Raw genomic sequence first — 12036 nt, 5'->3', positions numbered from 1 at the left:
ATCGTTGCAGACCCACCTTGGCACATCAGATGCCGTCGGGGGGCGGTCACATCATCAACGCCAATCAGATCCGTCGTTCTGACGCTCCCCTGCAAGGCGGGGGCAAGCTGCCGGCTGCAGTGCGGCAGCGCTCCTGCGGGCTTTGTTGCGCAAATCAGCTGATGAATAAGGCTCCCCTTTCCCCAGACGGATTTATCCCACGGCTTTTGTGACGGGGATGCCAAGGGCGGTGTAGCCATTCAAGACCGCGATGCGCACCTGAACCTCCGCGACTTGGCGGTCAAAGTCGCGCCATCAGGCGCTGACCCAGCAGCTTCATACAGTGCATCTTTGTCTCGACGCGGCTCCGGCGGTGGTAGCCGCTCCAGTTCCGCCAGAGCGCCCGACCCAAATATTTTGACGCGCGCAGCGCGTCGTTCCTGGCGATGGCGCCGGCGGTGGTGGGCTTCCATGGCTGGGCATTTCTGCGCGGTGGGATGACTGCGGTCGCACCGCGGTCAGCGATGGCGTTGTGGCATCGGCGCGTGTCGTAGGCACCATCCGCGATCACGCTGCCGATGTGCTGATTGTGCGGAATTTGGTCGAGCAGATGTGGCAATACCGGGGACGCACCGATGTTGCTGCCGGTGATCTCAATGGCTCGGACTTCCAGGGTCTTCTCGTCGATACCGATGTGGATCTTGCGCCAGACACGTTGTTTAGGGCCACCATGCTTGCGGGCGTTCCACTCACCTTCCCCTTCGACCATGATGCCGGTGCTGTCGATCAGCAGATGCAGCGGGCCTTTCGCGCCGCGATACGGGATGTTGACGGCAAGCGTCTTTTGACGTCGGCAGATCGTGCTAAAATCCGGCACAATCCAGTCCAGACCTGTCAGCCGCAGGAGGCTCTCCACGAAGCCCGTCGTCTGCCGAAGCGCCATGCCGAATAGCACCTTCATGGTCAGGCACGTCTGGATTGAGGCGTCGCTGAAAGTCTTCGATCTCCCCCTCCTGCCGGAAGGTTTGGCAGCCCAGTTCATCTCCGGATCGAACCATATCGTCAGTGACCCGCGGCGCTTTAGCGCCCCGTTGTAAGCAGCCCAGTTCGTGGTCTTGTAGGTCGGCGGTGTCGGTTTACTCATGCAGGCCAGCTACCACACTAGACACACCACATGAATCCCTGCCGGATTTGCGCAACAGAGCTCTATTGGGGCTACATTCCTTCTAGATGTGGCTTTTGCCGGTTCCACGCGGTCCGAGCTCGCAGCAATTGTAGTTGTTCTCAACAAAGGGGATCATCCTGGGGAGAAGGTGCCAGCGCACACGCGGCTCAAGAACCGTCGGTTCCACTCCCGTCGAACGCAGCAAAACATTGATTCAGTCGTCTTCGGAGAATGGGTTGCGCGCTTTGAAGGATTTTTCCATGTCCATGTTTGGCATCTGGATGGGCTCAAGATCGCCAATCGAGAACGGCGAGCCCTTCTTCCCTTCCTCATGGTAGTAGTGCACCGTGATGATCGACCAAATTCCGCCAACCAGCAGCTTCTCGTAGCGTTTCACATCGCTGGCTGAAACTTCAGCGTCCTTGATCCCCAGATTGGAGAGCAAAGCCTCATAGGTATCACGCTTCTCATTTAGGCGGACCGTAACCTTGTCGATGACCTTGAAACTACCGCGTTCCTTGATCTTGGATTTGATCTTTTCTGCCTCGTCCGGCCGGACATAATTTTCCGCCAGAACGGTCTTTACCGTCTTCAGACCTTCTTCGATGATCTGTTCGTCATCCGAGGCACAATACATGCCCAGCAGATACTCAAGGACGTAGACGAGCAATTTCGGGCCCTCCTTGAGAAGTTTCGTCAAGTCCTTGCGAACGACTTTTCCGACAAATTGACGGTTTAGCTGTTCATCAAGATTTTCTCCTAAGGTTGCGTTTTCAGAAGTCATTATGGAATGCCAGGTCTATGCTTGCGTCCATCCGCGCTTGCTCGACACCGGTTTCGGCGTTGCGGACGATCAGGTTGTAGAGTTTCTTCTTCTCGAAAGTCTGGCTTGCGAGCGTCAGCCACACCTCCTGTCGCCATTCATTCATGTCGGTTGAGCTGCTTTCGAACGACAATGTCTCGACATTTGTTACCGGCTCACCCCCATCGTAGATTGCGATCTTTGCTTGCAGCGGCTTGATCCGCTCTGATGCCGCCTCGGTCTGGATCAGCCTGAAGCGATATCTGCTCGTGGTAATTTTGAAGTTGCTACCGAGCACGCTGATGCCGACGTGCCGTGTGCGTGTCTTCGCGGCACTCTTGCCCTTGAGCTGCGTCACCTGAATGACGGGCACGATGATCTCTTGAGGCATCGCACCGCCATGCACCAAGCGCGAGCCGCCAATGAAGTGGAGACGATTTGTGCCGCGTGGCACCCAGAATCCATATCGCCGCTTGCTTCAGCGGTAACTGCCGTCGTTCCGTGATAAGCACCGGGGTGGTCAGGAAGGTTCTTGCCCAGAAGATAGCGCTTCTTGGAAATCACAGTTCCCGCTGGCTTGTCCGCGATCGGGTTCTTGTCAGTCTCGGCGGGCACGCCTTCCTGGTAAACGAAGCCATGATCCGCAGTGACAAGAATGTAGTTCCATTCAGGTTGTTGATGATACGAGAGACTAAATTCCCAAGCTCTTCGATAGTGGTACGAACAGCTTGGAAAGTCTTGTCTTCGTTCCCTGTGTCAGCAGTCTGGTCTATCTGGTTGTGGTAGATGTAGATGACGCGATGTGGCTTGATGAAATCGCGCCCTTGGAGCTTGCTCATTGCCAGGAAATCGTCGGCGAGAATGGCGGTGCCACCGATAGTCGCCAGAATTTTCTGATGGTTCACCAGACCGATGGAGGATTTCCCATCAACCAGCACGTTCCAACACACTGTAGGCCAACGAAGTGTGGGGCAGAAGGCTCGCCATCCCGAGCCCCGTGTAGGACGGCAGTACACCGAGCTGGGACTTGGTGGATGCCGTGAATCGGTAACGCCCGTTTAGTTCTCCAGTCAGTTCCTGCGCCGCCTCATAGCGGAACGCGTCGCTATGCGAACACTGCAGCCCTGACTGCGCGACCCGAAGTCAACAAGGGAGAGCACCTACGCCGCCTGATCCACGCCGCCGCGAATGAGCTTGGTTTGACCATCGAACTGATCATCTCGGCGGTCGAAGAAGCGCTTCTTCACGAGGAGCGGGATCTGACCGTGGATGCGTTCCGCAGAGCCTACAGGCGGAAAGCAAGTTGTGCAGACGCTCTCGACCCCATTGTCGCTGAAAACTGGCAGTCCATCGACACGCGGAAGCTGTTTGGCAGTAGCGATCCTTCGCCTCGATCGACAGTTGCCAACTTGCGGGCACGGTCATGAGCCGCTTAAGCCTGACTGTTGAGCCGTCCGTACATGAGGCGGCGACGTCGTGGGTATCGCGCCTCGCGGCACGCAACGGCACCACACACGTTCAGGATTTCGCTCTAGATATGGGCCTTAACTGGCGCGACACTGCGCATTGGTGCAAGCCCCGCGACCTTGCAGAAAGTCGTTTATGCTGGCTGGCTGAAACCACTCGTCGACTTCCCCAAGCAAGTGCCGAGGTTTCATCCTTCGGACCTGGAGCAGTTTGTAGACCGGATGATGGGCAGCGCACTCCAGGTTCATCGTCTCGATCAGACCAAGGTTCCCATCGATCGAGCACCCGTCATCTTCAAGGTACAACTCGTCGATCTTCTTCGACTGAACTGGGAGAAGCGGTTGAGGAAGGTCCATAGCCAGGCTGGCTGCTTTGGCCTGCGCTCGATCATCCTTGACCTGGAGGAGATGCGTGACACCTACGAGCGACCGGATTTCGAGGGATCGATGACGCCAGACATTTCCTTCACGTGTGCAGCAGCACCATGACGTTGCTCATACGGGAGCGCATGATTGATGTCATCCGTCTCCCGCACCATCGAACACGCCAGCTCAAGCGGTACATCACCCCTGAAGCAATGGCTGACTTTCTTTTTCGATACGAAACGCTGGGCCGCCTTGCCCACTTCGAGCATGTTCAAGCAAGAAGCGTTCAGGCTCGGCTTAATCGACTCGCAATTGTTGCCCTGCCGCTTCCAAAACCACACAGTAATATCTATCTCCGACCAGATCTCGCGCCTTATTTGAGCTGACATCATATCACTTCAGGAAATGGACCGGCTTAGAGCAGTCTTTCTTTAGCCCCGCCGGAAAGAATCCCTTGCCGGCAGGGGCATCCTGTTCTCATCTTGCTCGCTGCCGTTCGTGCTGGGCGCCATGACCAAACAGCCGCAGCTCCTTGCGCTGCGCGTGGACGATCGACGCCGACACACTCCTGCCTCCCCACGCCCGATCAGCCGAGTGCCTTGCTGCCCCTGCTGTCAGGGCATGATGGGAAACATCCCTGCAAAAAGCTTGATGAACCGGCCTATTGGCGCAACCCCCATGCGGTGAAGGGGAGCTTTTTTGGACCTGTGATCCGAGAATTGCCGGCAAACGGGGTCGCGGCGAATCGACCATTGGCCCGTCACTGACGCGCTTGCCCCCGCCGCGCAGGGGCAGATCAGCCTGCAGCGTCAGGACATCCTCGGGCTGCAAAGCCTTTGTTGCGATGCCTGCCGCGAGGAGCAGAGGACCTTTCAGCAGATATGGCCCCGGTCAAGCGTGTCAGCCAACACGCCACTGTCATGTATCTGGACAAGATCGCTGAAACTGGCACACCAAAGAAGCATCGGCGATCCGCAGCATCCACCTGTCAAAAGGCTGATCGCCGCCGTTCCGGTTGCGACATGCTGCGCAACAGCGCCGTGAACGCACCGAAAGGTCCCGTGCGGCCGCCGGTTTGCGTGTCGACCCTTCGCGAATGGCGCAAAATCGGAGATGGCCCGGCGCCATGACCTTAGGCGACCTTACAGCTTGCAGCGCCGGGTTTGCACTTTGCGGTCATGCCTGCGCATCCTGCATTGGCCAATTCCGCCCGCCTTTGTCACGACAATGGATCGGGCATCCAGCAACCAGAGGAATCGCATGATCATTCTGCAAACGACCGACCTTCCCCAGGAAACGCAGCACCTGCTGGAAGCCAGGTTCGATGTCATTCGCCTGCCCAAGGAACCCGCCGAACGCGAAGAGGTTCTTGCCCGCAACGGTCAGGACATCCGCGGCATTGCAGGTACCGGCAAGGGGCGCGTCGATACAGCGCTGCTGGATCGACTGCCGAATCTCCGGATCGTGTCATCCTATTCTGCGGGCCTCGACCAGATCGACACCGAGGAATGCGCCCGTCGCGGCATTCCGGTGGAAAACACCTCTCACATCCTGGCCGAAGACGTGGCCGATGCGGCACTGTGGCTGCTGATGGGTGCCGTGCGGCGCTTTGGCGAGGCAGAGCGGTTCCTGCAGCGTGGGGATTGGCTGAATGGGCAGGCGCCGCTGGGCCTCTCGATGCGCGGCATGAAGGTGGGCATTCTGGGCCTCGGGCATATCGGCAAGGAACTGGCGCGGCGGCTGGAGGTGTGCGGATGCGAGATCGCCTATCACGGCCGCAGCCGTCAGCCTGTTGTCCATCGCTATCACGACAGCCTGATCGACTTGGCGCAATGGTGCGACGTGCTTGCGGTCTGCTGTCCCGCCACGCCTGAAACCGAGGGTCTCGTGGATAGGAAGGTCTTCGAGGCCTTGGGTTCGAATGGCTTTGTGGTAAACATTGCCCGGGGTACGGTCATCGACGAGGCCGCCCTTGCCTTGGCCTTGTCCGAACGACGACTGTCGGGTGCGGGGCTTGATGTCTTTGCGCAAGAGCCGCATGTGCCCGCCTCGATCGTTCAGGATGATCGGGTCATCTGCCTGCCGCATGTCGGCAGCGCCACGACGCAAACCCGTGCCGCAATGGGTGAGGCCATGATCGCAAGGCTGGCCGAAGCCCTGACCTGACAGGCCAAGGCCCCAAAGCCGGTAGACGGGCGACAACGAGTTCCGGGTAAAGATCTTGCACGCCTTGCTCCGGAAGGCGTGCAGGGAGGGCACCGGTCATGAGCCTGCGATATCGAACCCGCAGTCGCCCAGGGCTTGAAAAGACAGGCGCGCCAGATAGGCGCGCCTGTGGTGATCAGGCGGCCAGCATCCCGTGGGGGTCCAGCACGAACTTCTTGGCAACGCCCTGGTCAAAGCTTTCATAGCCTTGGGCGGCGTCTTCCAACGAGATCACGGTCGCGTTGACGATATCCGCGATCGGCAGCCGGTCGTGCAGAATCGCCTGCATCAGCTGGCGGTTGTACTGAAGAACGGGCGTCTGGCCCGTGTGGAAGGACTGAGCCTTGGCCCAACCCAAGCCAAAGCGCATCGACAGGCTGCCCTGCTTGGCGGCCTCATCGACGGCACCCGGATCCTCGGTCACATAAAGGCCCGGAATGCCGATCTGGCCCGCGGCACGGGTGATCTCCATCATCTGGTTCAGCACGATGGCCGGCTGCTCGCCGCCCGAATGGCCGCGCGCCTCGAAGCCCACCGCATCGATGGCGGCATCCACTTCTGGACTGCCGGTGATCTGGGCGATCATCTCGGGCAGGTTGTCGCCCTGCGACAGGTCCACAGGTTCGAACCCGACCTTGCGGGCATGCTCAAGCCGTTCCTTGTTGAAGTCGCCGATCATCACGACCGCTGCGCCCAGGATGCGGGCCGAGGCCGCCGCGGCCAGGCCGACAGGCCCCGCCCCCGCGACATAAACGATCGATCCGACGCCCACGCCGGCCTTCCAGGCACCGTGAAAGCCCGTCGGGAGAATGTCCGACAGCATGGTCAGGTCGCGGATCTTGGACATGGCGCGGTCCCGATCGGGGATCTTCAGCAGGTTGAAATCGGCATAAGGGACCATGACGTAACGCGCCTGCCCGCCGATCCAGCCGCCCATGTCCACATAACCGTAAGCGCCGCCGGCGCGCGACGGGTTCACCGTCAGGCAGACGCCGGTGTCGCCCGAGCGGCAGCAGCGGCAGCGCCCGCAGGCCACGTTGAAGGGAACGGAGACGATGTCCCCGATCTCCAGCATCTCGACGTCACTGCCCTTTTCGATCACTTCTCCGGTGATCTCGTGGCCTAGGATCAGTCCTGGCTCGGCAGTGGTGCGGCCTCGCACCATGTGCTGGTCAGAACCGCAGATGTTCGTGGTAACGACCTTCAGGATCACGCCATGCCCGATCTTGCGACCGTCGGGCGCCTGAAGCCGGGGATCGGGAATATCCTCGACCTGGACCTTTCCGGGACCCACGTAAACCACGCCTCTGTTGCTGCTCATCCGTTGCTCCTCCACATTGGTAAACTTCCCCGGTCGGAAACCAATTGACCCGAACCGCGGCCGATCCTGCTCCACCGAGTATGCCCGGAAACTTCATGCCGTGGCAGGACACATGCGACGGGGCGCCAGTAGTTTCACGTCGTTCATGAGCCAACGCCTGGCTGATCTGCCGCCAGAAGCGGAGGCAGGAATCGCCGATCCTTCCGCAGGGTGGCCGGCTTTCTCAATGTCTGTTCAAACAGCCCCTGAGGATTCGAGCAGCAGGCGAACATATTGCCACCGTCGATATCGCCAGCCGTGATCCCGTACAGGGAAAGAATGCATCACTGCCTGTTCCGCGAGGGCATGCATGCAGCCAACCGGCACGGCTGAGAACATGCGCGGATCGGCGCCACTTTCCTGTCCTGCCTGTCCTTGCTGACAAATGCGGGGCCCCGACACTTTCACACGGTGGTCAGCCAAGTTAGATTGCGGCCTCGACTTTGCGCTGGCCATGACGGACCCGCCTCACCCTTCGGTGCCTTGCCGCATCCGTTCAGAAAGGACGCCCTGTGGACAGACGTCACGTGCTTCTTCTCAGCCTTGCCGGATCCCTTTCCGGATCAGCAGCCCTTCTTCGGGCCCTTTCGGGACCGGCTGCCGCTGCCACCGGTCCGTCATCCGAAGCCCCCGAGCCCATCTGGAACGTCCTGTCGAGCAGCCGGCTTTCCATTCCGTCCAAGATCGACGTGCCGTCGGGGCAGAATGTGATCCATATTCCGGTTTCGGCCGATCACACGGAACGCGAATCCTTTTATGCCTATGTCAGCGGCGTTGCCAACGCCCGCATGGCGACGATCAACGTGGGAGGTGCGGAAAGCCAGGCACGCTATGATCTGGGCGGCATTCACCGCTGGTCCCCGGGCGATGACCTGAGCCATTATCTTCGGGTCCAGCTTCCCGAGACGGCCTACCGGGACGGGCAGCGGCTGAAGGTTGTCATCCGGGTCCATGGGTTGGGCTCCAAGCAGAAAGGCAGGTCGGTTCTTTGCACCTTCCGCGACGGCGCCCGGTTCCCGGACATGCCGCCACAGTTCCACCGCCCCTTGCGTCGGCTTGATCTGTCCAATGCCGTCCGCAAGAACAGCTTTGATCCGGCCACGCTGAAGCACAGCGAAACGGGCTATGACAAGGAAGGCCGTCCTTGCTGGCGTTCGCGTCTGACCCATGGCCATTCCCAGACGGGCAACGGCGAAACCGGCGCTTATCTGAACGAGGACGTGTTTCCCCGCGCGAACAAGCCGATCACCCATGATCCCGATGAGGGGGCATTGCGGCTGCATACCTTTGCCTTTCCCGATGACGAGCCGCTGATCTACAAGGATCAGGAGTTCAAGCAGCAGGCCGCCGTGATCCAGGGCCATCGCCTGGATGACGTGTGCGGCACCGAAGGGGTTTGGCGCATGGTCGCCAAGACCAGCCGCCGCCGCTATGCCTGGCCCGCCTTCTGGCTGATCGGCCGCGGCAATGGCGGGCGGCGCAACGCTTATGGCATGTGGCCGCCAGAGATCGACATCATGGAGCAGTTCAACCAGACCTGGGGAAATGACGTGCCGATTTCCGGCTATACCACCAACTGGGCGCAGCACTACGGCAACGCCGGTTCCGGAGAGCGGGTCAGCTCCTTTGGCAGCGAGGTCGAGGTCGACCATTATTTCGGCACCACCACAGGCGTCCACGAGGATTACCACAGCTATGCCTGCGCGATCGTCTGGAACGAGGAAGACACCACCAAGTCCGAAGTCGTCTTCTTCTTCGATGATGTCGAACTGGGCACGCAGCGCCTTTTCGCCCGGCACGAGGACATGAAGACCCGCATCGAGATGTTTCCCATCGCCAATGTCGCCGTACGCACGCCCAAACGATATTCGGCGGAAAGATACAACACGGATGACGGCCGCGGCTTTTCAGGGGACATGCTGATCCGGGACATCGGATATTATCCAAGAGGATTTGCGTTCAGGTAAGCTGCAGGGCCTTTTGGCAAGCTCTGTGCTTGCTGCACCTCCAACTTGGGGCGAGGCATCATCCGGACAGTCACCTCGTCTTCGGATTCACCGGGTCTCACAGCCAGAACAAGACGATCGCGACGCGCATGAGGGGGGAAAAGAAGGTTTCCGGGTGTCGGTCATAGCGGGTTGCGCCGCGCCGCTAGTCTGCAAGGCGACCAAACGTGATCTCGATACGGTCGCGCCGTTCGTGGTGGCGCTTGTCGTATTTCACGGCCTTCTTGCGGGATTTCCGGGATGCAAGCTTGTATCCTCTGTCTTCCGATGCTTCTTGCAGCCGGTCAGTGTCATGTCCCCGGTCTGCCAGTAGCCATTCGGCCTTCGGCAGGCACCCCGGCAGCGCCACCGCACCGGTGTGGTCGTCGTTTTTGTCCGGCCGACATGCAGAACACGATCGGACGACCCTTTGCGTCGGTGACGGCGTGCAGCTTTGTGTTCATGCCGCCTTCGGTCCGACCGATCTGGCGGCCGCGCTCCTCTTTTTTGCACGCAGGCTGCAGGCCGTGCGGTGCGTCTTCAGGTGGGTCGCGTCGATCATGAGCGTCTTGCGATCTGCCCCTTCGGACGCCAGGTCCATCATGACCCGCGCAAAAGGCCCCGCTGTCGCTCAGACGTTTCCAGCGACTGTGAGACGCGTCTTGGCCAAGCCATATCCCCTCGGTGCGTTGCACCATCGCAAGCCATGGCGGTTGATGAAGATGATGCCGGTCAGCACCCGCAGATCATCAACCCGGGGACGGCCATGGTTCTTGGGGAATCAGGGACGAAGGCGCTCCATCTGCCCTTCGGTCAGTCAATAAAAATTGCGCATGATTAGGTCTCCTCGCGCAGCCTGAACCTCGCAAAGACAAGGGATCAATGGGTCTGAAACCAAAAAATACAAAGATATCCTTGCAAATCTTCCATGATTTGGAGTATATACAAGCCATGTTCCCGCGTATGCTCGACCGACTTCTTCTGGAGGCCCTTGATGAGCAGGCCGCCGTGGTTCTTCTGGGGCCCCGGCAAGTTGGCAAGACCACCTTGGCCCTTGGAATCGCAGAGCAGAGACCTTCGGTTTATCTGGATCTGGAGCGCGAAGCGGATCGTCGGATCTTGATCGAGCCTGACCTTTATCTGGATGAGCAGGTCGGGCGGCTGGTGATTCTGGACGAAGTCCAGCAGATGCCCAACCTGTTCTCCAGCCTGCGTGGCCAGATCGACATGCGGCGCCGCAAAGGGCATCGTGCCGGACAGTTCCTGCTGCTGGGCTCGGCCTCTAACGTGCTGCTGCACCAGTCGGCTGAATCCCTGGCAGGACGGGTCCGCTATATCGAGATGCCGCCCCTGCTGCTGACCGAGGTCGGAGCAAACAGGCTGAACGATCTGTGGCTGCGCGGCGGTTTCCCCGACAGCTTCCAAGCCAACAGCGATCATGGCAGCCTGAACTGGCGCGAGGATTTTCTGCGCACCTATCTGGAGCGTGACGTTCCCGCACTGGGACCGCGCATTCCGGCTGCGACGCTGCGCCGGTTCTGGACGATGCTGGCCCATGCCCAGGGCGGAGTGCTGAACGCAGCGGCGCTGGCCGAAGGACTGGGCGTTTCGGGCCAGACGGTGGGACGCTATCTGGACCTGCTGGTCGACCTGATGCTGGTGCGGCGGCTGATGCCTTGGCACGAGAATGTCGGAAAACGGCTGGTGAAATCGCCCAAGGTATATGTCAGGGACAGCGGCTTGGTTCACGCCCTTCTGGGCCTGGAGACCATGGAAAGCCTTCTGAGCCATCCGGTCGTCGGCGGCAGTTGGGAAGGGTTCTGTCTGGAAAACCTGGTCGCCTCCGCCCCGGCCGGGACCCAGCCCTTTTATTATCGCAGTTCGGGGGGGGCGGAACTGGATCTGATCCTGCGCCTGCCACAGGGGGAAATCTGGGCCATCGAGATCAAGCGGACCACAGCGCCCAAGGTTTCTCGCGGGTTTCACATTGCGGCTGAAGACATCGGAGCAACGCGGCGGTTGCTGGTGTATGCCGGTCCGCGAGAAGCCCCCGTTCGCGCCGATCTTCGGGCTGTCCCATTGGATGTGGCCATCGCGATGCTGCAGAACAGCTGAACCCTGCCCTCATGATCACGCCCCATGCCGGCACGCCTGACCGCGGAACAACCGTTGCTCCTTTGACAGTGCCTATCAGATAATCGCTTTCCATATCCAAGAGTCGCAGCGCCTAGGCATGAAGACAAAAGGAGCGTGCCGCCTTTTCGGGCCCTGCGGCAGAAACGACAATTTGGGCACGTTCCAGCGCATCGCAAAGCAGCCTGCCCGGATCAGCCCCTTTTCCGGCACAAGGGCCATTCTCGATCTTCTGCAAGAACGCACAGATATCCCGGTCGATGATCGTCATGTTGCCTCCTGCAATTGCCATCGCCTTATCGTCTGTACAATTACACGCATAAGTTGATCTGATTGTTCCCTAAGTGCAATCAACAAATCGTGGAAAGGGTCGTAACAGGCGCCCGAATTACCAGACGGCCTGTTTGGAAATTTGGGATTCCGGTCCCGCCCGCAGCAGAACAAAGGTCCACAAGACATGACGCCGATGCCCGGTTTGCAAGGGGGCGAGAGACTTCGGCAGCTGCCTTGCATGCCCCTCTACCAGTCGGGCGGCGCCAGATACCTAGATGTGGTGCTGACGCCATATGCTTCAC

The 12036-nt window shown here is 59.8% G+C and carries 13 protein-coding genes and 2 pseudogenes; 6 read left to right on the top strand and 9 right to left on the bottom strand.

Going from position 1 to position 12036, the window contains the following annotated elements; translation table 11 throughout:
* Positions 1 to 192: 192 nt before the first annotated feature.
* From ACLHHB_RS13690 to ACLHHB_RS13665, 6 genes and pseudogenes are all read right to left on the bottom strand, one after another.
* Positions 193 to 1123 (bottom strand): annotated as a pseudogene (locus ACLHHB_RS13690) (IS5 family transposase).
* 82 nt (positions 1124 to 1205) lie between these two features.
* Positions 1206 to 1349: a BREX system Lon protease-like protein BrxL gene (locus ACLHHB_RS13685; protein WP_410218837.1), complete on the bottom strand. Its 144-nt coding sequence runs from the start codon at positions 1347 to 1349 to the stop codon at positions 1206 to 1208.
* A gap of 9 nt (positions 1350 to 1358) precedes the next feature.
* A complete protein-coding gene (locus ACLHHB_RS13680) occupies positions 1359 to 1928 on the bottom strand; it encodes an anti-phage BREX system Lon protease BrxL (RefSeq protein ID WP_410218836.1) in 570 nt (189 codons plus the stop codon).
* A complete protein-coding gene (locus ACLHHB_RS13675; RefSeq protein ID WP_410218835.1) occupies positions 1918 to 2400 on the bottom strand; it encodes a hypothetical protein in 483 nt (160 codons plus the stop codon). The genes ACLHHB_RS13680 and ACLHHB_RS13675 overlap by 11 nt, the downstream gene beginning before the upstream one ends.
* A gap of 106 nt (positions 2401 to 2506) precedes the next feature.
* Entirely contained in the window at positions 2507 to 2884 is a 378-nt protein-coding gene (locus tag ACLHHB_RS13670; protein ID WP_410218834.1) for a PglZ domain-containing protein, read from the bottom strand.
* Complete coding sequence (locus ACLHHB_RS13665) at positions 2874 to 3068, bottom strand: PglZ domain-containing protein (RefSeq protein WP_410218838.1); 195 nt, start codon at positions 3066 to 3068, stop codon at positions 2874 to 2876. Before ACLHHB_RS13665 ends, ACLHHB_RS13670 begins: the two co-directional genes overlap by 11 nt.
* 77 nt (positions 3069 to 3145) lie before the next feature.
* Here ACLHHB_RS13665 and ACLHHB_RS13660 point away from each other — a divergent pair, with 77 nt between their 5' ends.
* The 4 genes from ACLHHB_RS13660 to ACLHHB_RS13645 all read left to right on the top strand — a co-directional run bounded on the left by ACLHHB_RS13660 (position 3146) and on the right by ACLHHB_RS13645 (position 5944).
* The gene (locus tag ACLHHB_RS13660) at positions 3146 to 3373 is read left to right on the top strand and encodes a hypothetical protein (protein WP_410218833.1); all 228 of its coding nucleotides are present in this window, start codon (positions 3146 to 3148) and stop codon (positions 3371 to 3373) included.
* A 159-nt stretch (positions 3374 to 3532) separates the two neighbouring features.
* Positions 3533 to 3901 carry a hypothetical protein gene (locus ACLHHB_RS13655; protein ID WP_410218832.1) on the top strand — a complete coding sequence of 123 codons (369 nt, stop codon included), beginning with the start codon at positions 3533 to 3535 and terminating at the stop codon, positions 3899 to 3901.
* 20 nt (positions 3902 to 3921) lie between these two features.
* Positions 3922 to 4164 (top strand): hypothetical protein, encoded by a 243-nt coding sequence (locus ACLHHB_RS13650; RefSeq protein WP_410218831.1) that lies wholly within the window; start codon positions 3922 to 3924, stop codon positions 4162 to 4164.
* A gap of 874 nt (positions 4165 to 5038) precedes the next feature.
* Positions 5039 to 5944: a 2-hydroxyacid dehydrogenase gene (locus tag ACLHHB_RS13645; protein WP_410218830.1), complete on the top strand. Its 906-nt coding sequence runs from the start codon at positions 5039 to 5041 to the stop codon at positions 5942 to 5944.
* Between the two features lie 175 nt (positions 5945 to 6119).
* On the opposite strand, the gene fdhA is transcribed toward ACLHHB_RS13645, so the two are convergent.
* Entirely contained in the window at positions 6120 to 7304 is a 1185-nt protein-coding gene (fdhA, locus tag ACLHHB_RS13640; protein ID WP_410218829.1) for a formaldehyde dehydrogenase, glutathione-independent, read from the bottom strand.
* Positions 7305 to 7855: 551 nt separating this feature from the next.
* Between fdhA and ACLHHB_RS13635 the strand changes: the two genes are divergently transcribed.
* Entirely contained in the window at positions 7856 to 9310 is a 1455-nt protein-coding gene (locus tag ACLHHB_RS13635; protein ID WP_410218828.1) for a hypothetical protein, read from the top strand.
* A 97-nt stretch (positions 9311 to 9407) separates the two neighbouring features.
* On the opposite strand, the pseudogene ACLHHB_RS13630 reads toward ACLHHB_RS13635, so the two are convergent.
* Positions 9408 to 10130 (bottom strand): annotated as a pseudogene (locus ACLHHB_RS13630) (IS5 family transposase).
* A 161-nt stretch (positions 10131 to 10291) separates the two neighbouring features.
* Here ACLHHB_RS13630 and ACLHHB_RS13625 point away from each other — a divergent pair.
* Complete coding sequence (locus ACLHHB_RS13625; protein WP_410218827.1) at positions 10292 to 11443, top strand: ATP-binding protein; 1152 nt, start codon at positions 10292 to 10294, stop codon at positions 11441 to 11443.
* Between the two features lie 112 nt (positions 11444 to 11555).
* On the opposite strand, the gene ACLHHB_RS13620 is transcribed toward ACLHHB_RS13625, so the two are convergent.
* Positions 11556 to 11732 (bottom strand): hypothetical protein, encoded by a 177-nt coding sequence (locus ACLHHB_RS13620; RefSeq protein WP_410218826.1) that lies wholly within the window; start codon positions 11730 to 11732, stop codon positions 11556 to 11558.
* Positions 11733 to 12036 lie beyond the last annotated feature (304 nt).

The organism is Paracoccus sp. (in: a-proteobacteria), assembly GCF_046462195.1.
GTDB lineage: Bacteria > Pseudomonadota > Alphaproteobacteria > Rhodobacterales > Rhodobacteraceae > Paracoccus.
This window is presented reverse-complemented; position numbering and strand designations above follow the sequence as displayed.

Excerpts from the sequence above, each read along its gene's own strand:
- fdhA (WP_410218829.1), bottom strand. The coding sequence starts at position 7,304 with ATGAGCAGCAACAGAGGCGTGGTTTACGTGGGTCCCGGAAAGGTCCAG.
- ACLHHB_RS13645 (WP_410218830.1), top strand. The coding sequence starts at position 5,039 with ATGATCATTCTGCAAACGACCGACCTTCCCCAGGAAACGCAGCACCTG.
- ACLHHB_RS13620 (WP_410218826.1), bottom strand. The coding sequence starts at position 11,732 with ATGACGATCATCGACCGGGATATCTGTGCGTTCTTGCAGAAGATCGAG.
- ACLHHB_RS13680 (WP_410218836.1), bottom strand. The coding sequence starts at position 1,928 with ATGACTTCTGAAAACGCAACCTTAGGAGAAAATCTTGATGAACAGCTA.
- ACLHHB_RS13625 (WP_410218827.1), top strand. The coding sequence starts at position 10,292 with ATGCTCGACCGACTTCTTCTGGAGGCCCTTGATGAGCAGGCCGCCGTG.
- ACLHHB_RS13650 (WP_410218831.1), top strand. The coding sequence starts at position 3,922 with ATGATTGATGTCATCCGTCTCCCGCACCATCGAACACGCCAGCTCAAG.